This window comes from Thioalkalivibrio sp. ALE12 (assembly GCF_000381105.1).
Classification (GTDB): domain Bacteria; phylum Pseudomonadota; class Gammaproteobacteria; order Ectothiorhodospirales; family Ectothiorhodospiraceae; genus Thioalkalivibrio.
In genome coordinates this window covers 18,720-39,557 of record NZ_KB905911.1, presented here as the reverse complement: position 1 = coordinate 39,557, position 20,838 = coordinate 18,720, and the positions used below count along the sequence as shown (strand labels likewise).

Below are 20,838 nucleotides of genomic sequence, written 5' to 3'. Positions count from 1 at the left end.
AACGGACCGCGCCGCTGCTGCGCCAGACCTGTACAAACCGCCTTGGGCGCACTGGCAGGGTTTCTGCATATCCCCACCCATGGCCTCGCAACACGCATCCGATTCGACCCCGCCCGACCTCGCCACGCGGGAGCAGGAGATCACCCTGCTGCTGGAGGTCGCCAAGCTCATGGGCCGCTCCGGCGACCCGGACGCCGCGATCTACCGCATCCTCGGGATGATGTCGCAGCTGCTGGGCCTCAACCGCGGCCGCGTCCTGCTGCCGGACCCGAACAGCGGACAGCTACGCATCCGCCACGCCTACGGCCTGACCGACGCCGAGCGCGACCGCGGCAGCTACAGCCTGGGCGAAGGCGTCACCGGGCGCGTGATGAAGACCGGCCAGATCGCCCTGATCCAGGACATCGACAACGAGCCCGAATATCTCGCGCGCGCCATCGACCGCTCCACCCTGCCGCAGGAGACCGTCGCCTATATCGCCGTCCCCATCGTGCAGGACGAACACGCCATCGGCGTCCTCGGAGTGCATCGCCTGCGCCGCCGCTCGCGCCAGTTCCAGGACGACCTGAACCTGTTGCGGGTGGTCGCCAGCATGATCGGCCAGGTCTTGCGCATTCACCAGCTGATCGCCGAACGCACCGCCGAACTGGTCTCGGAGAATCGCTATCTGAAGAGCGCCCTGGACACCCAGGGCGGGCAATACGGCATCCTCGGCGAGAGCCCGGCCCTGCGCCATGTCCTGAAGCAGGTCCACCGCATCGCGGACACCCAGGCCACCGTCCTCGTCACCGGGGCCTCCGGCACCGGGAAGGAAAAGATCGCGCGCATGATCCACCGGATCAGTCAGCGCAGCGCCAAGCCGTTCATCTCCATCAACTGCGCCGCGATCCCGGCCGACCTGCTGGAGTCCGAACTGTTCGGCCACGAAAAGGGCGCCTTCACCGGTGCCTCCAGCGCCAAGACCGGCAAGATCGCCCTGGCCGACGGCGGCACGCTGTTCCTGGACGAGATCGGCGACATGCCGGAGGCATTGCAATCGAAGATCCTGCGCGTGCTGCAGGAGCGCGTGGTCCAGCCGATCGGCGGTTCGCGCGATATCCCGGTGGACGTGCGCATCATCGCCGCGACCCACCAGAACCTGCAGGCCGCGGTGAATGCCGGGGAGTTCCGGCTCGACCTGTTCTACCGCCTGAACGTCATCCCGCTGCACATGCCGGCGTTGCGCGACCGCGCCAGCGACATCCGCCTGCTCACACGTCATTTCCTCGACCGCTACACCCACCTGCACGGCTGGAACGTGGTCGTGGATGACGGCGTCCTGGAGCGCCTGGAGGCCTTCGACTGGCCGGGCAATATCCGGCAACTGGAGAACGTACTCGAGCGGGCCGTGCTGCTGTCCACCGACGGCCGCATCGGCACACCGCTGATTGACGAGATCCTACACGAGGAGTCCCGCATCAGTCCGTTCGAGCGTGAACCCCTGGGCTCACACGCCGAGCCCTCGTCGGCAGCGCCCCGCGAAGCCGCGCCGGCGCCCCCTTACGGCGCAGACTGCACCAGCGCGGTGCGCCCCTACCAGCGTGTGCATGCCTCCGAGGCAGAGCGCCTGGCGCGGGCGATCGAGCGGGCGCGCGGGAACAAGACCCGCGCCGCCCTGGAACTCGGGCTGACCCCGCGCCAGCTGCGCTACCGCCTGAAAAAGCTCGGCATCGAAACGACTTAGCGCCGCCCCCGGCGCCAATGGACGATTCGTCGGCATTGTCCGAAATGACGTCCAATTGTCGGCCCGCCCCGTGCCTGCAGGCGTACTGGGGCTCCCATTTCCACCCGTTGGCATGGCACCTGCAAAGACCCTCGACATGCGGGCAAAGATGCCCGCATCGATTCGAGCCACGAGGAGAGCCGACCATGCCGACCAAGAGTCTTCACGATCCCTTTGACGCCAATGCCGACCTGCGCCATGGCTCCAGCTGCCGCCACGGCCATACCGGCCCCGGGAGCTGCAGTTGCTTCGACACCGCGTCCCCGGACCTGGAAGAAAAACTGGAGCAGCGCGCCACCCATGACCCCGTGCAGGCCGACGCCCACCAGACCGGCGAGGACCTGAGCGACGAGGGCATGATCGACCGCGCCGTGGAAAGCGCCATCGTCCGCGGCATGTTCGGCCACAACGAGATCAACCGTCGCCGCTTCCTGCAGATGCTGGGCGGCGGCACCGTGGCCGCGGCCCTGGGTTCCATCCTGCCGCTGGAGAAGGTGAAGGCCGCGATCAAGGACGGCGGGCCGCTGGAGAAGACCAAGCTGCGCGTCGGCTTCGTGCCGATCACCTGCGCCACCCCGATCATCATGGCCCACCCGATGGGCTTCTACGAGCGCCACGGCCTCGACGTGGACGTGATCAAGACCGCCGGCTGGGCCGTCGCCCGCGACATGTCGCTGTCGGGTGAATACGACGCCTCGCACATGCTCTCGCCGATGCCGCTGTCCATGACCCTGGGCTCGGGCTCCTCGCGCGAGCACTACATCATGCCGGCGGTCGAGAACATCAACGGCCAGGCCATCACCCTGCACAACAAGCACAAGGACAAGCGTGACCCGAAGGACTGGAAGGGCTTCACCTTCGCCGTGCCCTTCGAGTACTCCATGCACAACTTCCTGCTGCGCTACCTGGTCGCCGAGCACGGGCTGGACCCCGATCGCGATATCAGCATCCGCGTCGTCCCGCCGCCGGAGATGGTGGCCAACCTGCGCGCCGAGAACGTCGACGGCTACCTGGCCCCCGACCCGTTCAACCAGCGCGCGGTCTGGGACGGCATCGGCTTCATTCACATGCTGACCAAGGATATCTGGGACGGACACCCGTGCTGCGCCTTCGCCTGCTCCGCGGCCTGGGCCGACGAGCATCCCAACACCTTCGGGGCCCTGTTCCGCTCGCTGATCGAGGCCACGCAGTACAGCTCGGACATCAACAACCGGGCCGAGATTGCCGAGGCCATCTCCCCGCGCGCTTACCTCAATCAGCCGCAGTCCGTGGTGGAGCAGGTGCTCACCGGTCGCTACGCCGACGGCCTGGGCAACGTGCAGAACGACCCGCACCGGATCGACTTCGACCCCTTCCCCTGGCACTCGATGGCGACCTGGATCCTCACGCAGATGAAGCGCTGGGGCTACGTGGATCGCGACTTCGACTACAACCGCCTGGCCGAAGACGTCTTCCTGGCCAGCGAATGTGCCGAGGTGATGACCGAGCTGGGCTACGAGGCCCCCAGCGACACGTACAAGAACTTCGAGATCATGGGCAAGGTGTTCGACTACACCGACCCGGAAGGCTATCTCGACAGCTTCGAAATCCGCAGGAGCTAAGCCATGTTGAGCAATCTCAACTTCCGGGCGACCGTCCTCTCGCTGGTGATGCTCGTGGCCTTCCTGGGTGTGTGGCAGCTCGCCACCGCCCCGGAGGCGCTCGTCCCGCAACAGGGCGAACTGAGCGAATACGAACAGCTGATGGGAGCTGGCACCGACCGCAGTTCCAGCAGCGGCATCCCCGCCCCGACACAGGTGTTCAGCCATGCATTCAGCGAGCTGAGCAACCCGTTCTACGACGCGGGTCCGAACGACAAGGGCATCGGGATCCAGCTGGCCTACTCGATCTACCGGGTGCTGCTGGGCTTTGCCCTGGCCGCGCTGATCGCCATCCCGCTCGGTTTCGTGATCGGCATGTCGCCGCTGCTGAACAAGGCGTTCGATCCCTACATCCAGATCCTCAAGCCGATCTCGCCGCTCGCCTGGATGCCGCTCGCCCTGTTCGTGATCCGCGATTCGAACATCTCGGCGATCTTCGTGATCTTCATCTGTTCGATCTGGCCGATGCTGGTGAACACGGCCTACGGCGTCGCCTCGGTGCGCAATGACTGGCTGAACGTGGCCAAGACCCATGAGCTGTCCAAGGTGCGCACGGCATTCACCGTGATCCTGCCCGCCGCGGCCCCGACCATCCTGACCGGCATGCGCATCTCCATCGGCATTGCCTGGCTGGTCATCGTCGCCGCCGAGATGCTCGTGGGCGGTACCGGCATCGGCTACTACATCTGGAACGAGTGGAACAACCTCGATCTCGCCAGCGTGATCTTCGCGATCATCATGATCGGCATTGTCGGCTTCCTGCTGGATGCCTCCCTCGCCCAGGCCACCAAACTCGTGCGCTACGCCGACTGAGTCGGCGCAGCCCAACCAGGAGTACAACCATGAGCAAGGGATTCCTCGAAATCGAGAACCTGAGCCAGCGTTTCCCGCAACCCGATTCGAACGACCTCATGACGGTGTTCGAGGGGGTCGACCTGAACATCGAAAAGGGCGAATTCGTCTGCCTGATCGGTCACTCCGGCTGCGGCAAGTCCACCATCCTCAACGTGCTCGCCGGCCTGGCCACCCCCACCGACGGCAACGTGATCATGGACAACAAGGAGATCAAGGGCCCGAGCCTCGACCAGGGCGTGATCTTCCAGAACCACAGCCTGCTGCCCTGGCTGTCAGCCCGCGACAACGTGATGTTCGCGGTGCGCGCCCGCTGGCCGCACTGGAGCAAGGCCAAGCGCCGCGAACACGCGGAGAAGTATCTGCACATGGTCGGGCTGGATCATGCGATGGACCGCAAGCCCTCGCAGCTCTCCGGGGGCATGCGCCAGCGCGTGGGGATTGCCCGCGCCTTTGCCATCGAACCCAAACTGCTGCTGATGGACGAGCCGTTCGGCGCCCTGGACGCCCTGACCCGCGGCGTCATCCAGGAAGAACTCCTGAAGATCTGGTCGGAGACCCACCAGACCGTGTTCATGATCACCCACGACGTGGACGAGGCGATCCTGCTGGCCGACCGCGTGCTGCTGATGACCAACGGTCCGCATGCCCAGGTCGCCGAGTCGGTCAAGATCGACATCCCGCGCCCGCGGAAACGGGCCACCCTGCATCAGGAGGAGGCCTACTACCCGATCCGCAACCACCTGGTGGACTTCCTGGTTGACGGCGCCAAGGCGATGTCCGCGAAGGCGCAGGAGGCGGCCGCCCGCGGCGAAAATCCGCGCCACCGTCCGCGCATCGTCAACCCGGCCCGGCCCGAGGCCGATCCCGAACCCGGCCCGCGCATGGTCCGCGCGGTCTGAACCCTTCCCTCTACCCCTTTCAAGGAGCACACGATGAGTCTCAGCAAGAGCGCCATGACCACCACTATCCTCGAGGCGAAAGAGAACCGCGGCACCACCTGGGCCGCGATCGCCGAGGCCACCGGGTTGCACGAGGTCTATGTGACCTCCGCCTGCTACGGCATGAATCACCTGGAGAGCGACCAGGCCGACAAGCTGGCGACCTTCCTGGGCCTTGGCCCGGAGGTCGCCCAGGCCCTGCAGGTCTTCCCGCACAAGGACTGGGACAAGACCATCCCGACCGACCCGGTGCTCTACCGCTTCTACGAGGCCATCAACGTCTACGGCGACACCATGAAGGCCCTGATCCACGAGAAGTTCGGCGACGGCATCATGAGCGCGATCGACTTCACCATGGACATCGACAAGGTCGAGGACCCCAAGGGCGACCGCGTCAAAATCACCTGGAACGGCAAGTTCCTGCCCTACAAGAGCTGGTAGTCGACCCCTCCGGTCACGCGGCGGCGACCTTGCTTGCCGCGTGATCGCCCCTCATCCACAGGCCGGTCAAAGACGGCCCTCCAGCCGGGAGCGTGTACGGCAAGTCCCTTCTCATAGTAGGCTCTTGTCGATGCGCCTCCGGTCCCCACTCGTCCGTCTGCTGATCCTGCTGTCCGCGCTGTCCTGCGCCGCGCCCGCGATGGCCGGAGAACATGACGGTGCCGAGGTGTACACCATTGGTGTTCTGGCCTTCCGCGATGCCGGCCAGACCGCCGCCCAGTGGCAGCCCACCGCCGACTACCTGAGCGCGCAGATCGACGCGGCCACGTTCCGCGTCCAGGCCCTGAACTACCCGGAGCTGAATCGGGCCGTCGCCGCGCGCGACATCGATTTCGTCCTGACCAACACCGGACATTACGTACGCCTGGAGGCCGAACAGGGCATTACCCGCCTGGCCACCCTGATCGCCGAGGAACAGGGCCAGCCTATCCGCCAGTTCGGCGGGACCATCCTGGTGCGTGACGACCGCGCGGATCTTCAGTCCCTGGACGACCTGAGAGGCCAGCGACTGCTGGCCGTGGACGCGGACTCGCTGGGCGGCTGGCTGGCGGGCCACGAGGCGCTGCGTAACGCGGGCGTGGAGCCACAGGACGATCTCGCCGCCCTTGAATTCACCGGCATGCCACACCACCGCGTGATCGAGGGGCTGCTCGCCGGAGACGCCGATGCCGGCATCGTGCGCACCGGCGTACTGGAGGGCCAGCTCCGGGCCGGCACCCTCGCCCCGGGGGCACTGCGCGTGCTGGGGCCCCGGGAGACCGCGGAGTTCCCGTTCGCCCACTCCACCCGCCTGTATCCGGAATGGCCCTTCTCGCGCCTGGAACACACGCCGGATCCGCTAGCGGAGGCGGTGAGCATCGCCCTGCTGAGCCTGCCGTCCGACCATCCCGCGGTGCGCGCCGGCGGCTACCACGGCTGGTCGGCGCCGTTGTCCTATGCGTCGGTTCACACCCTGCTGGAAGAACTCGGCCGTCCGCCCTACGACCGTCCGGTGGTGGTCGACCTGCGCGCCTACTGGGAGGCCCGACCCGAGGTCCTGCTGGGGTTCCTGGCGGGCCTGTTGCTGCTGAGCGGCCTCGCCGCGCTTTATTACCGGCGTCTCACCACCCGGCTGTCGCTGGAGGTCGAGCAGCGCCGGGCGGCCGAAGCGCGCCTGCGCACGCACGAGGCGGAACTGGCCTACCAGGCCGGACACGATCCGCTCACCGGCCTGCCCAACCGCACGCTGCTGCAGGAGTGCCTGCACGATGCCATGCAGCAGGCCCGTGAGGCGAACGGATGCCTGGCCATCCTGTTCGTCGATCTCGACCGCTTCAAGACCGTCAACGACAGCCTGGGTCACCGGGTCGGCGATGACCTGCTGCAAATCCTCGGCGAGCGCCTGAAGACGCGTTTCGAGGCGCGCACCATCGCGCGCATCGGCGGCGACGAGTTCGTTGTGATCATCGAAGACGCGGCCGATCACCGGGAACTCGAGGCGCGCGCCCGCCAGTTGCTGGCGCTGATCGCGGAACCCTTCGCCGTCGGGGGCTGGAGCGACCTCCAGGTGGGCGCAAGCATTGGCATCGCCCTGTATCCCGACGACGCCACCGAGGCCGGCGAACTGATCACCCAGGCCGACGCCGCGATGTACGAGGCCAAGGACGCGGGACGCAATACCTTCCGCTTCTACCGCACCGCCCTAACCGATGCGGCCAGCCAGCGCCTGGAGATCGAGAACCGCCTGCGCCGCGCGCTGGCACAGGGCGAACTGGAGGTGTACTACCAGCCCCAGATCCAGATGACATCCGGCGTGATCACCGGCATCGAGGCCCTGGTTCGCTGGCGCGACCCGGAACACGGCCTGGTCACGCCGGACGTGTTCATCCCACTGGCCGAGGAGACCGGGCTCATTGTGGATGTCGGCGCGTTCGTCCTGCGCGAGGCCTGCCGTCAGGTCGTTGACTGGGACCGGGCCGGACTGCCGCCGCTGGAGATCTCGGTCAACCTGTCGGCCCGCCAGGTCGCCGCACCGGGCCTGCTTCACCAGGTCCGACAGGTCCTGCAGGAAACCGGTCTCCCGGCCCGACGCCTGACCCTCGAGCTGACCGAAAGCACGCTGATGGAACAGGCCGAGACGACCCGCGGCACCCTGCAACAGCTCAAGCAACTGGGCGTGGCACTGGCCATCGACGATTTCGGCACGGGCTATTCGTCGCTGGCCTACCTGAAGGAATTCGCCATCGACATCCTGAAGATCGACCAGACCTTCGTGCGCGACCTGCCCGAGGATCGCAGCGACGCCGAACTGGCCGTGACCATCATCGGCATGGCGCACAACCTCGGGCTGGACGTTCTCGCGGAGGGGGTGGAAAACGCCGCGCAACTCGGCTTTCTCGCCACCCAGGGCTGCGATGCCTGGCAGGGCTACCTGTGCAGCCGCCCCCTGCCGGCCGATGCCCTCGCCGCACTCGTGCGCCAGCACGAGCCCGAGCCCTTCGCCCGCCGGACCGCACCGCGCAGACGAACATTGCCCCGGCGCCACGCGGGCCCATAACCCGCCCAAAAAGAAAAAGGCCTGCACGAGGCAGGCCTTTTTCAGGTGTTTGGTGGAGCGGAGGAGGATCGAACTCCCGACCTTCGCATTGCGAACGCGACGCTCTCCCAGCTGAGCTACCGCCCCAAACAGGACGCGCATTCTAGCAACTCCACCGGGTGGCGGGAAGACCCGTCGGTGCAACTTTCGTCTGCGCATATCGCCCGCGAAATCGCCTTTTCGAGCGACACGTCACGGAAGCCGGGGCTGGACTGGGTCTAGCATTGAGGCATGTCCGTCAGCCACATCCAGCACCCAGGGAAACACGGATCCATGTACACGCTCGCGTTGGCACCCCAGGTTTTCCGAGACAAGGCGCGGTGCGCAGCCGGTAGAGGTTCTACCGGCCCGTTTTTGATGGATGCGGGCCGCAACGCAGGATTGGGGAACCTGGGGTGCCAACCCCGAAGGGGCTCGGCCGCCCGTTGTGATCAAAAACGGGCGCGCGCACGGCGTTGCGGCTCCCTTGTGCAGAATGACTGCACCGCAGTCACCGCGCCTTGTTCGCACGCAAAAGCGACTCGAGCGCGAGCGTGTACATGGATCCGTGTTTCCCTAGGGGTGTCCGGCGTCGGCTCGCACTCCCCCAATCCAGCCGCGGGACGGCCCGCCGCCGGCTGGATATACTACCCCGCATGAGCTTGACCGTTCGCATCCTGGGCGCCAGTGGCGGGATCGGCCCGGGCCGGCGCACCACGTCGATCCTTATCGATGACGATGTCCTGATCGATGCCGGCAGCGGCGTCGGGGACCTGAGCCTGGACGAACTCCGCCGCATTCGCCACGTGTTCCTGACCCACTCGCATCTGGACCACATCGCCTTCCTCCCGATGCTGGCCGACATGGTCTACGGCCCGGATGCCGCACCCATTCATGTGCATGGACTGCCCGCCACGCTGAAGGCCCTGTGCGACCACGTGTTCAACTGGGTGATCTGGCCGGACTTCACCCGACTGCCCCGGCCCGACCAGCCCCTGATCCGGCTGGAGACCGTGCAGCCGGGGCAGACCATCGCGGTGGACCAGCGCGAGATTTGCGTGCTGCCGGCGCGTCACACCGTTCCCGCGGTTGGCTACAGCGTCACCAATCACGACGGCGCGGCCTTCGCCTTCAGCGGCGACACCACCTCCTCGCACCAGCTCTGGCCGGCGCTCAACGCCCTGCCCAACCTCGACCTGCTGATGATCGAGACCGGTCTCCCGGACGAGATGGAGGGCATGGCCGACCTGGCCAAGCACTACACCCCGCAGCATCTGGGCGAGGATCTGGCCATGCTGGAACACCGCCCGCGTATCGCCATCACCCACCTCAAGCCCGGCCATGAGCAGGCGATCCGCAAGCAACTGGCCCGCTCCCCTCACCACGACGGCATGATCTTCCTGCACGGCGACGAGCGCTTCGTACTCGGCACCTGAAGGCGTGGCCACCAGTGCGCAGGCCAACGGGCCTCCAAACCCGCACCTTCGGGACCATCCACTATCCGCAGGTTCACATGTCTGTAACATCGCTGTTATCTAATGCCGACCAGGCAATCACGAGACGGGGCCATGGCCACTCGAATTCTGCTGGTGGAGGATGACACCGCCATTCGCGAAATGCTGCAGCTGCCGTTCCAGAAGGCGGGCTACGAGGTGCGCGAGGCCGGCGACGTGCGCAGCGCCAAGTCCCTGCTGCTGGAGGACCCGCCGGACCTGATCCTGCTGGACTGGATGCTGCCCGACATCAGCGGCATCGACTGGGCGCGCACCCTGAAGGCCAGCCCGGTCACCAAGGACATCCCGCTGATCATGCTGACCGCGCGCGGCGAAGAGGAAGACCGCGTGCGCGGCCTGGACGTCGGCGCCGACGACTACGTGACCAAGCCGTTCTCGCCGCGCGAGCTGGTCGCGCGCATGAAGGCGGTGCTGCGACGCACCTCGCCCACTACCAGCGAGGAACCGGTCGAGATCGAGGGCCTGCGCCTGGATCCGGTCTCGCACCGCATCACCGGCAATGGCGAACCCATCAGCATGGGCCCCACGGAATACAACCTTCTGCACTTCTTCATGACCCACCAGGACCGCGTGTTCAGCCGCGAACAGCTTCTGGACAAGGTCTGGGGCACCAACGTGTACGTCGAGGAACGCACGGTAGACGTACACATCCGCCGCCTGCGCAAGGCGCTGGCCGACACCGGCCATGATCACCTGGTGCAGACCGTGCGCGGTTCGGGGTACCGTTTCTCGCAACACCCCTGACCTTCGGCGGTCCCCGTGCAGCCCCGCAAGACCTGGCCCGACATCCTCATTACCAGCCTGCTGATCGCGCTGCCGATCCTGGCGCTTGGCTGGGCAACCGGCCAGTTCTGGCCCACGGTGGCCTTCCTGCTGGGCGCGGCCCTGGCCTGGAATATCGCCAACCTGCTGTGGCTGGAGACCTGGCTGCGCCGTGGCGGGCGCGCCGAGCCCCCCGATGTGCGTGGGCTCTGGGGCGTGATCTTCGATCAGCTCTACCGCCGCCGCAAACGCCACGAGAATCGGGTGCATCGGCTGCGCCAGCTCCTGGAACGCTACCGCGACTCGGCCCGCGCGATGCCCGACGCGGTCGTGGTCCTCAACGACGACCTGCGCATCGAGTGGATCAACGATATGGCTTGCCAGCTGCTCGGGCTCGAGTGGCCGCGTGACGAGGGCCAGCGCATCACCCACCTGCTGCGCCACCCGGAATTCCTCACCTTCATGGAACGCGCCCGCGAGTCGCTGGCGCGGGTCACCGTGCCGTCGCCGCTGGATGACGAGCGCCAGCTGGAGATGCGCATGCTCCCCTACGGCGATGCGCAGTACCTCCTCCTGGCGCGCGACACCACTCACCTGCACCGGCTGGAGGTGATGCGCCGCGACTTCATCGCGAATGTCTCGCACGAGCTGCGCACGCCGCTGACCGTGCTCTACGGCGTTACCGAGACACTGGAAGACGCACTGGAGGACCAGCCGGAACTGACCCGCTCGGTGCAGATGCTGCGCGAACAGTCGGAACGCATGAAGCTGCTGGTGGACGACCTGCTACTGCTCTCGCGCCTGGAAACCGGCGAAACCACCGGCCCGCAGGACTGGTTCAACCCGCTACCGATGCTGCAGAAACTGACCGAGGAGGCACGGCTGCTGTCGGGCACGGAGGCCCATCGGATCGTCCTTGACGCCGACCCCACGCTGGAATTCCGGGGGAATTCGGACGAGCTGCGTTCCGCCTGCGCGAACCTGATGTTCAATGCGGTCAAGTACACCCCCGGCGGGACCACAATCACCCTGAAATGGCGAGCCGATCCTGACGGTGCGCGCCTGATCGTCGACGACACCGGCCCCGGCATTGCCAGCCATCACCTCGGTCGGCTGACCGAACGCTTCTACCGGGTCGACGCCGGACGCACTCAGTCCCGCGGCGGCACCGGACTGGGGCTTGCCATCGTCAAGCACGTCCTTGCCCGCCACGACGGCCACCTCGCGATCGAGAGCCAGGTCGGCCAGGGCAGCCGCTTCACCTGCCTGTTCCCCCTGAGCCGCATTCGCCACGCCGAAGCCGCCGACCGATCCAGCCAGGAAGACCCGGCGGGGGCCTGACGAGCATCCACAAGGTTCCCGGTCCCGGGCCATCCGGACCGATTGCCGCGTCGCTGCGCTCCTCGCAATGACTGCTACAGCAACCCGTCATTGCGAGCGCAGCGAAGCAATCTACCGGGCATAGCCCGGGTCTGGCCGGACCCACATCCCCGATCGCCGCGCTGCCGCAGTGGCCCGCCACATGTCACACCGCTGTCATGTTGCCGTCACGCAACTGCAAGCAAGCCTCCCGATAATCCCGCATCAAGGACCGACCGATCGGCTCCGAACAAACCTCAAAGCAAGCACCAGGGAGTACACCCATGCTGTTCAAGCGCACGATTCTCGCCGCCGCCGCGGCTGCCGCCCTCGCCATTACCCCGGCGATGGCCGATGTCGACCCCAACCTGCCGGCCTATCAGGCAGTCAGCGGGATCTCCGGTAACCTGTCCAGCGAAGGCTCGGACACCCTGAACAACCTGATGGCGCTGTGGGCCGAGGAGTTCCAGGACTTCTACCCGAACGTCAACATCCAGATCCAGGGCGCCGGCACCTCCACTGCCCCGCCCGCCCTGACCGAAGGCACCGCCGACTTCGGCCCGATGTCCCGCCAGCCGCGCGACAGCGAGCAGGCCGCGTTCGAAGAGCGTCACGGCTACGAGATGACCCTGGTGCCGGTCGCCATCGACTCCATCGCGGTCTACGTCAACCGTGACAACCCGATCGAGGGCATGTCCATCGCCGACGTGGATGCGGTGTTCTCCTCGACTCGCCGCTGCGGCGGTGCCGAGGACATCACCCGCTGGGGCCAGCTGGGTCTGGAAGGCTCCTGGGCCAACCGCGACATCACCATCTACGGTCGTAACGCGGTCTCCGGTACCTACGGCTACTTCCGTCAGCACGCCCTGTGTGACGGCGACTTCAAGAACGCCGTGAACGAGCAGCCCGGTTCCGCCTCCGTGGTCCAGGGTGTCGCCGAGTCGCTGAACGGCATCGGCTACTCCGGCATTGGCTACCTGACCTCCGGCGTGCGCACCGTTGCCCTGGGCGAGAACGAAGGCGAATACTTCGAGCCGACCGCCGAGAACGCCGCCTCCGGTGACTACCCGCTGTCCCGCTTCCTGTACGTCGCGGTCAACAAGCACCCGGAAGACGGCCTCGCCCCGCGCCAGGCCGAGTTCCTGAAGATGGTGCTGTCCAAGGAGGGCCAGGAAGTGGTCGTGCGTGACGGCTTCGTGCCGCTGCCCGAGACCGTCGCCCAGCGCCAGCGCGAAGCCCTCGGCCTCGAGTAAACACCACCACAGGAGCCTGCCGGCGGGGCTTCACCCCCATGGCCGCTCCAACGCGATCATCGGCCGCGGCCGAGACCGCACAAGGCCCGGACACCGTCCGGGCCTTTTTTTTGTGCCGCCAACCCTTCCCATTGGCGTTCAAGCGGCTGTCACGTCGCTGTCACCTTTCTGTCACGAAGCGCCCGTAGCATGCACGCCAACTCAAGCCTTCCGCCTGCCGACCCTCAGGGGAATCCCGAATGTCCGGACCTCATGCGATCTCCACCCTTGGCCGCTTCCAGCGCTGGCGCCGCGCCAAGGACACCTCGGCGCGCTACCTGATCGGCTTTTTCGGCGTCGCGGTGGTCGGCGCGCTGACCCTGATGTTCGTCTACCTGCTGAGCGAAACGCTGCCCATGTTCCTGGGCGCCGAGCTCGAGGAACAGACCCAGTACAGCGCCCCCGGCGGCGCCGACACCGGGACCGTCCACCTGGCGGTGAACCGCCACCGGGAGATGGCCGTGCGCCTGACCGAGGACCGGCGTGCGATTTTCTTCCGTCCGGAAAGCGGCGAGATCATCCAGGAACAGTCGCTGCCAATCCCCGACGATGCCCGGGTCACCAGCTTCACCGCCGCCGAACCGCGCACCCGACTGGTCGCCATCGGACTGGACAATGGTCAGGTCCTCGCCATCGAGTACGAGTACAACGAAAGCTTCACCCCCGAAGGCCGCACCTACGAGCCCGGCCTGGTCTACCCACTGGGGGACGAGAGTTCCTCGCTGCTGGACGTCGATGGCGAAGGCCAGGCCATCGAGGTCGTCGGCATTCAGCGCGGCTCCAGCGGCGTCCGCGTCGCCGCGGCCACAGCCGATGGCCGCCTGCGCCTGGTGAATTTCGAGGAACGCACCTCGATGATGACCGGCGAGGTCGAAGTGCGCCGCTCCGCCCACGACATGCCGTCCCTGCCGGAAGGCGCCACTCCGTCGCGCATCCTGCTGGACATCACCGGGCGCAACATGCTGGTGGGCGACGACCAGGGGCGCCTCCACTTTTACGACATCTCCAACCCCCGCAATGCCCAGCGTATCGATACCCGTCGCGTGGTCGAGGGCGAGGACGCCGAGGTCACCTCGCTGGAGTATCTGCTGGGTACGGTCTCGGTGATGGTTGGCGGGTCGGACGGCTCCGTGACGCAGTACATGCTGGTGCGTGACGACGATAACGTGAACCGGATTACCCGGGTACGCGAGTTTCCCCGTCACGCGGCTGCCGTGACCAACACCCAGCCGGAATATATCCGCAAAGGCTTCGCCACCGCGGACGCCAGTGGCGCCCTGGCCATCCACTACCCCACCTCGCAGCGCACGCTGGTCCAGTATCAGGTCGGCACCAAGCCCCTGCATCGGGTCTACATGGACCCGCGCAACCGGCTCCTGATCGCGATCGACACCGACGAGACCTGGACCCTGCACCGCCTGTCGAACCCGCACCCGGAGGTCTCGCTCCACGTGCTGTGGCAGAAGGTCTGGTACGAGGGCCGCTCCAGTGGTGACTACGTCTGGCAGTCGTCCTCCGCGACCGACGAGTTCGAACCCAAGTTCTCGCTGGTGCCGCTGACCCTGGGCACGGTCAAGGCCGCGTTCTACGCCATGCTGTTCGCCACCCCGCTGGCGATCATGGGGGCGATCTACAGCGCCTACTTCATGTCCAGCCGCATGCGCAGCCTGACCAAGCCCAGCATCGAGCTGATGGAGGCCCTGCCGACCGTCATCCTCGGCTTCCTCGCCGGGCTCTGGCTGGCCCCGTACATCGAATCCAACCTGCCGGCGGTCGCCAGTATCCTGATCCTGATGCCCCTGATGATGCTGGTGGTCGCCTTCGTCTGGACGCGGCTGCTGCCGGAGGGCGTGCGCCGCGTGATCCCAGCCGGCTGGGAGGCCGCCGTGCTGATCCCGGTGGTGATCCTGGTGGGCTGGTTCTCCGCGTCGATGAGCCCCCTGATCGAGGTCTGGCTGTTCAACGGCGACGCCCGCCAGTGGCTGACCGACGCCGGCTACACCTACGACCAGCGCAACGCCCTGGTCATCGGCATCGCCATGGGCTTCGCGGTGATCCCGACCATCTACTCGATCTCCGAGGACGCGGTCTTCAACGTGCCCAAGCACCTGACCCAGGGCTCGCTGGCGCTGGGCGCTACCCCATGGCAGACCGTGGTACGCGTGGTGCTGCTGACCGCCAGCCCGGGGATCTTCTCCGCGGTGATGATCGGCTTCGGCCGCGCCGTGGGCGAGACCATGATCGTGCTGATGGCCACCGGCAACTCTCCGGTCGTGAACTTCAACATCTTCGAGGGCATGCGCACGCTCTCCGCCAACATCGCGGTGGAGATGCCCGAAACTGCGGTGGGTGGCACGCACTACCGCATCCTGTTCCTCGCCGCACTGGTGCTGTTCGCGCTGACCTTCTTCGTGAACACGGTCGCCGAGATCGTGCGCCAGCGCCTGCGCAACAAGTACAGCTCCCTCTAAACCGCATCGACGACAGGCTCCGATCCGATGAATAAATGGTTCAAAACGGGCACCCCCTGGATCTGGCTCAACGCGGGCGCCGTGGCGGTGTCGCTGACGATGGTCTTCGGGCTGATCATGATGATCGCGGTCAACGGCCTGTCGTTCTTCTGGCCCTCGGACATCATCGAGTTCGAGTACCAGACCACCGAGCAGAGCGAGCCCGTCCGGGTGATGGGCGAGCTGTCGCGCTCCGAGACCATGACCGCCCAGGCCATGCGCGAGACCGGCTTCGATGTCCCGGAAGGCCAGGAGATCGTGGTCCGCCACCTGATCAAGCGCGGCAACCGCGACCTCGATTCGCGCGACTTCCGCTGGTACGTAGAGGACTTCATGTCCGAGTGGGAACGCCCGCGGGACGCCGTGGCCCTGGAACGCCTGCAATGGGGCAACTTCTACGGCTACATCCGCGAGTTCCGGGTGGATGACGAGGTGGTGGCCGAGGGCAGCGCGGCCCGCGAGGCCTTCGAGGCGCGCATCCCGGAAACCCGCTCCCTGGTGCAGAAGATCGAGCGCATCGAGCGCATCGAGATCGGCCGTATCAACCACGCGCTGGAACAGGTCCGCCTGGCCGAACGCGGCCTGGAGCGCGACACCGCGCTTTCCGACGCGGAACGTTCCGAACGCCATGAGGCCCTGCAGGCCGAGCGCGAGGCACTGGATGCGGAGTACAGCGAACTTGAGGCCGAGCGCAACCGCCTGCGCCAGGAGGTCGCCCGCTACGCGCTCACCCTGCAGACCGCCGATGGCCAGCGTTCCAGCATCAGCCTGTCCCAGATCGTGAACGCCTGGTGGCCGAACGACATGGGCACCGTGCAGAAGCTCGGCCACTACGTGGTCAACTTCTGGGACTTCATGACCGGCTTCCCGCGCGAGGCCAACACCGAGGGCGGCATCCTGCCGGCGATCTTCGGCACCGTGCTGATGGTGCTGCTGATGTCCATCGTGGTGACCCCGTTCGGCGTGCTGGCCGCCATCTACCTGCGCGAATACGCCAAGCAGGGGCCGCTGGTGCGCACCATCCGCATCTCGGTGAACAACCTCGCCGGGGTCCCCTCCATCGTGTTCGGCGTGTTTGGCCTGGGCTTCTTCGTCTACCTGATCGGCGGCAACATCGACCAGGTCTTCTTCCAGGATGCCCTGCCCTCACCGACCTTCGGCTCGCCGGCGATCATCTGGGCCTCGCTGACCCTCGCCCTGCTGACCTTGCCCGTGGTGATCGTGTCCACCGAGGAAGGCCTGACCCGCATCGGCAGCAGCATCCGCCATGGCTCGCTGGCCCTCGGGGCCACCAAGGCCGAGACGCTATGGCGGCTGATCGTGCCGCTGTCCGCCCCCGCCATGATGACCGGCCTGATCCTGGCGGTGGCGCGTGCCGCCGGCGAGGTGGCCCCCCTGATGCTGGTTGGCGTGGTCAAGCTGGCGCCCAACCTCCCGGTGGACGGCAACTTCCCGTATCTCCACCTGGACCGCGCCTTCATGCACCTCGGCTACCACATCTACGACGTCGGCTTCAAAAGTCCGAATGTCGAGGCCGGCCGGCCACTGGTCTACGCGACCGCGCTGGTCCTGGTGCTGCTGATCATCGTGCTCAACCTCACGGCGATCTCCATCCGCAACCACCTGCGCGAAAAGTACCGCGCCGACAGCGACTGAGACGCGCCATGCACAACGTCTCTCTCAGGCACGGTCATTGCGAGGCCCCGCAGGGGCCGCGGCAACCTCGCGACGCAACCCCGACGTTCGCTCCAGTCGCCTGCGGCGTCCGTCACAGAGATCGCCACGGCCCTGCGCGCCTCCCCATGACGCCTGGCTTCTCCCGTCATTGCGAGGGTCCGCAGGACCCGTGGCAACCTCCGGACGCAACCCCGGACGTCCGTCGGGCCCAGCGCCCGGGCCACCCACGGAGATCGCCACGGCGCTGCGCGCCTCGCGATGACGGTGCTTTTCCGTACCGTCGCGATAACGGGCTGCGTCGAACCCTATTCCCCATGGAGTACCCGAAATGAGTGACACCCAGACCCACGCCGTCAACGTGGCCCAGAACAACCAGGCCCCGCGCGGCCTGAACCTCGACCGCGAGGACATCTGCCTGACCGCGGAGGACCTCAAGCTCTATTACGGCGAGGACCAGGCACTCAAGGGGATCGACATCCGCATCCCGAAAAACCGCATCACCGCGTTCATCGGACCGTCCGGCTGCGGCAAGTCCACGTTCCTGCGCTGCTTCAACCGCATGAACGACCTGATCGACGCAGCCCGCATCGAGGGCACCATCCGGCTCGACGGCGCGGACATCTACGACAAGACCGTGGACATCCCCGAGCTGCGCCGACGCGTCGGCATGGTGTTCCAGAAGCCGAACCCGTTCCCCAAGTCGATCTACGAGAACGTGGCCTACGGCCTGCGCCTGCAGGGGGTCAAGAACCGGCGCCGGCTGGACGAGGTAGTCGAGAAATCGCTCAAGCGCGCGGCGCTGTGGGACGAGGTCAAGGATCGCCTGCACGAGAACGCCTTCGGCCTGTCCGGCGGCCAGCAGCAGCGCCTGGTGATCGCCCGCGCGATCGCGATCGACCCCGAGGTCCTGCTGCTGGACGAGCCCTGCTCCGCGCTGGACCCACTGGCCACGCTGAAGATCGAAGAACTGATGATCGAGCTGAAGAAGGACTACACGCTGGTCATCGTCACCCACAACATGCAGCAGGCCGCGCGCGTATCCGACTACACCGCCTTCATGTACATGGGCGAACTGATCGAATACGCCGACACCGACACCCTGTTCACCTCGCCCGCGAAAAAGCAGACCGAGGACTACATCACCGGCCGCTTCGGCTGACGTCGCGACCGCAAGGGGATACCACAATGGACAAGAGCTTCTTCAAACAGCACATCTCGCAGCAGTTCAACGCCGAGCTGGAGGACATCATCAAGCAGGTGATGGCCATGGGCGGCCTGGTCGAACAGCAGCTCGCCGATGCTGTCCACGCGATGGTCGAGGGGGATGTCGAACTCGCCGAAAAAGTGATGACCTCGGACTACCAGATCAACGCCAAGGAGGTCGAGATCGACGAGGAATGCACCCACATCCTCGCGCGGCGCCAGCCGACCGCCTCGGACCTGCGCCTGGTGATCGCGGTGATCAAGACCATCACCGACCTGGAACGCATGGGCGACGAGGCCGAGCGCGTCGGCCGCATGGGCCTGCACCTGCTGGACGCGGACCGCAACAGCGCCCCGATGGCGGACATCGCCAGCATGGGCGAGCACGCCCGCGAGATGACGCGCGGCGCTCTCGATGCCTTCGCCCGTATGGATGTTGAACAGGCCGTGCGTGTGGCGCAGCAGGACATCCAGATCGACAGCCTGTACGAGATCATCACCCAGAAGCTGATGAAACAGATGACCGCCTCGCCGGATTCGGTCCCGCGCCTGATGGACATCATCTGGGCTACCCGTTCGCTGGAACGCATCGGCGACCGCGCCCGCAACATCTGCGAATACGTCGTCTACTTCGTCAAGGGCAAGGACGTGCGCCACACCAGCTACGACCAGATGGCCGAAGAGGCCACCGGCGACCGCCACTGAGGCAGGTCCCGTCGCACCCGGGACACGGTCGTTTGCGTCCCGGTCCGGTGCCCGCTTCAATGGGGGCATGCGCAGCTACAGCCTCCTCAAGTCGTTCGCGTCCCGCTCCGGGGGGCTCGTCGCCATGTGCCTGTGCATCCTGAGCGCGATGCCGGCGCTGGCCGCGAACCCGCTCGGCGCACCCGAAGAGGCGCCCGCGGGAGAACCCTCGGCCGCCGTACTCGAGATGCTGGAGCGCGACGAACGCCCCGCCGGCGTGGTCTTCGAGATCATCGAGAATGACCGCGCGGCACTCGCCGCGCTGCTTCCCGAGATCCGCGCGAACATCGCCCGGCTGCGCGAAGACGACCCGGATTTCCCGGTGGCCATCGTCGCCCACGGCGCGGAGCAGTTCACCCTCACCCGCGGCGAGGCCGGCCAGCACCCCGGCCTGCACGCCGAGGTCGAGGCACTGGTGCGCGACGAAGACGTAAGCGTCGCCGTCTGTGGCACCTTCGCAGACTGGCGCGGCATCGAGGCCGACGCCTTCGCCGACTTCGTGGAGGTCGCCGATCTGGCCCCGGATCGCCTCGACGACTACCGCGCGCTCGGCTTCGAGATCATCCGCCTGCGCCCCTCCCTGCTCGACGCCCCCGAACAGGACCCCTGGCAGTTCGACTTCGGCAATCCCTGACCTACTGATTGAAAGACCTTTTTCACCACGAAGGGCACGAAGGCACGAAGAAGGGCCAGGTCAAAGTCAAAGGCAGTTCACAGGAAGGCTGGAAGATGCGAAGGATGGATCGGCCAGAACCGGCCGGAACCCGGCAAACGCACCGGGCAACCCCCTGTGGGAGCGGGCTTGCCCGCGAAGCCCCCGCCCGCGCCCACTCAGCCACCGGCCTTCAAAACACCCCTCCCCGCCGGGCCCTGCCAGACCCATTACCCGATCCATATCTCTTCCAATCTTCCCCTCTTCCTGTAAATCGATTCTCCGCCCTTGACCCGCCCCTTCTTCGTGCCTTCGTGCGCTTCGTGGTGAATCCGCCCTTAAACCGCCCTTGCAGCAGCATGACTAACACTCCGGCCTTCGGGATGCTGTAACGCCGTCGGTCTCCTGTGGCATGCTTTCCGCATGCGATTCCTGATCCGAACCTTCTTCCGTGGCGTGCGCCTGATCCTGACCCCGTTCATGCTGATCGGGGAGCGCGTCTCGCGCCCGCGCGGCATCGAGCGCGACCCGGCCGAACAGGCCCGGGTCGACGAGCAAACCCGCCATCTGGCCCTCTATCACTTCCCGGCCTGTCCGTTCTGCATCAAGGCCCGACGCGCCATGCAGCGGCTTTCGCTGGACATCGAACTGCGCAACGCCCAGGCCGCCGGGCCCTGGCGCGAGGAGCTGCAGAACGAGGGCGGGCGCCTTCAGGTACCCTGCCTGCGCATCGAGGAAGACGACCACTCGGTGCGCTGGCTGTACGAATCCGACGCGATCATCCGTTACCTGCGCGAGCGCTTCGATCCGCAACAGGCCGCGCCGGCCGCCGCCACCGACGCCCCGCCGCGTTCCTGACCCGGAGCGACAGCCGA

General features: G+C 66.5%; 16 protein-coding genes and 1 tRNA gene. 16 read left to right on the top strand and 1 reads right to left on the bottom strand.

Annotated elements, in window-relative coordinates; genetic code table 11:
* Nucleotides 1-79 precede the first annotated feature (79 nt).
* The 6 genes from F614_RS0110740 to F614_RS0110715 all read left to right on the top strand — a co-directional run bounded on the left by F614_RS0110740 (nt 80) and on the right by F614_RS0110715 (nt 8,232).
* Entirely contained in the window at nt 80-1,723 is a 1,644-nt protein-coding gene (locus F614_RS0110740) for a sigma-54-dependent Fis family transcriptional regulator (protein WP_018877847.1), read from the top strand.
* Between the two features lie 185 nt (nt 1,724-1,908).
* Nucleotides 1,909-3,363 carry an ABC transporter substrate-binding protein gene (locus F614_RS0110735; RefSeq protein ID WP_018876841.1) on the top strand — a complete coding sequence of 485 codons (1,455 nt, stop codon included), beginning with the start codon at nt 1,909-1,911 and terminating at the stop codon, nt 3,361-3,363.
* A 3-nt stretch (nt 3,364-3,366) separates the two neighbouring features.
* The gene (gene ntrB, locus F614_RS0110730) at nt 3,367-4,215 is read left to right on the top strand and encodes a nitrate ABC transporter permease (RefSeq protein WP_019558880.1); all 849 of its coding nucleotides are present in this window, start codon (nt 3,367-3,369) and stop codon (nt 4,213-4,215) included.
* Nucleotides 4,216-4,244: 29 nt separating this feature from the next.
* Nucleotides 4,245-5,156, top strand: coding sequence for an ABC transporter ATP-binding protein (locus F614_RS0110725; RefSeq protein ID WP_019558879.1), 912 nt, complete (start codon nt 4,245-4,247; stop codon nt 5,154-5,156).
* Between the two features lie 33 nt (nt 5,157-5,189).
* Entirely contained in the window at nt 5,190-5,636 is a 447-nt protein-coding gene (cynS, locus tag F614_RS0110720; RefSeq protein WP_018867291.1) for a cyanase, read from the top strand.
* A 130-nt stretch (nt 5,637-5,766) separates the two neighbouring features.
* Nucleotides 5,767-8,232, top strand: a complete 2,466-nt coding sequence (locus F614_RS0110715; RefSeq protein ID WP_019558878.1) for an EAL domain-containing protein — start codon at nt 5,767-5,769, stop codon at nt 8,230-8,232.
* Between the two features lie 50 nt (nt 8,233-8,282).
* Here the strand turns inward: F614_RS0110715 and F614_RS0110710 are convergent.
* Nucleotides 8,283-8,358: transfer RNA gene (locus F614_RS0110710), tRNA-Ala, on the bottom strand.
* Nucleotides 8,359-8,906: 548 nt separating this feature from the next.
* Between F614_RS0110710 and F614_RS0110705 the strand changes: the two genes are divergently transcribed.
* From F614_RS0110705 to F614_RS0110660, 10 genes are all read left to right on the top strand, one after another.
* The gene (locus F614_RS0110705) at nt 8,907-9,686 is read left to right on the top strand and encodes a 3',5'-cyclic-nucleotide phosphodiesterase (protein WP_019558877.1); all 780 of its coding nucleotides are present in this window, start codon (nt 8,907-8,909) and stop codon (nt 9,684-9,686) included.
* Nucleotides 9,687-9,818: 132 nt separating this feature from the next.
* The gene (phoB, locus tag F614_RS0110700; protein ID WP_018867288.1) at nt 9,819-10,508 is read left to right on the top strand and encodes a phosphate regulon transcriptional regulator PhoB; all 690 of its coding nucleotides are present in this window, start codon (nt 9,819-9,821) and stop codon (nt 10,506-10,508) included.
* 15 nt (nt 10,509-10,523) lie between these two features.
* Nucleotides 10,524-11,867: a phosphate regulon sensor histidine kinase PhoR gene (gene phoR / locus F614_RS0110695; RefSeq protein WP_018867287.1), complete on the top strand. Its 1,344-nt coding sequence runs from the start codon at nt 10,524-10,526 to the stop codon at nt 11,865-11,867.
* 302 nt (nt 11,868-12,169) lie between these two features.
* Nucleotides 12,170-13,138: a PstS family phosphate ABC transporter substrate-binding protein gene (locus F614_RS0110690; protein ID WP_018867286.1), complete on the top strand. Its 969-nt coding sequence runs from the start codon at nt 12,170-12,172 to the stop codon at nt 13,136-13,138.
* Nucleotides 13,139-13,377: 239 nt separating this feature from the next.
* Nucleotides 13,378-15,648 (top strand): ABC transporter permease subunit, encoded by a 2,271-nt coding sequence (locus F614_RS0110685; RefSeq protein ID WP_018867285.1) that lies wholly within the window; start codon nt 13,378-13,380, stop codon nt 15,646-15,648.
* A 27-nt stretch (nt 15,649-15,675) separates the two neighbouring features.
* Nucleotides 15,676-17,343, top strand: coding sequence for a phosphate ABC transporter permease PstA (gene pstA, locus F614_RS0110680; RefSeq protein ID WP_018867284.1), 1,668 nt, complete (start codon nt 15,676-15,678; stop codon nt 17,341-17,343).
* Between the two features lie 349 nt (nt 17,344-17,692).
* Nucleotides 17,693-18,523, top strand: coding sequence for a phosphate ABC transporter ATP-binding protein PstB (pstB, locus tag F614_RS0110675; RefSeq protein WP_018867283.1), 831 nt, complete (start codon nt 17,693-17,695; stop codon nt 18,521-18,523).
* A 26-nt stretch (nt 18,524-18,549) separates the two neighbouring features.
* Nucleotides 18,550-19,272: a phosphate signaling complex protein PhoU gene (phoU, locus tag F614_RS0110670; protein ID WP_018867282.1), complete on the top strand. Its 723-nt coding sequence runs from the start codon at nt 18,550-18,552 to the stop codon at nt 19,270-19,272.
* A 67-nt stretch (nt 19,273-19,339) separates the two neighbouring features.
* Nucleotides 19,340-19,945, top strand: a complete 606-nt coding sequence (locus F614_RS0110665; RefSeq protein WP_018867281.1) for a DsrE family protein — start codon at nt 19,340-19,342, stop codon at nt 19,943-19,945.
* Nucleotides 19,946-20,386: 441 nt separating this feature from the next.
* Nucleotides 20,387-20,821 (top strand): glutathione S-transferase N-terminal domain-containing protein, encoded by a 435-nt coding sequence (locus F614_RS0110660; RefSeq protein ID WP_018867280.1) that lies wholly within the window; start codon nt 20,387-20,389, stop codon nt 20,819-20,821.
* The last annotated feature ends 17 nt before the right edge of the window (nt 20,822-20,838 follow it).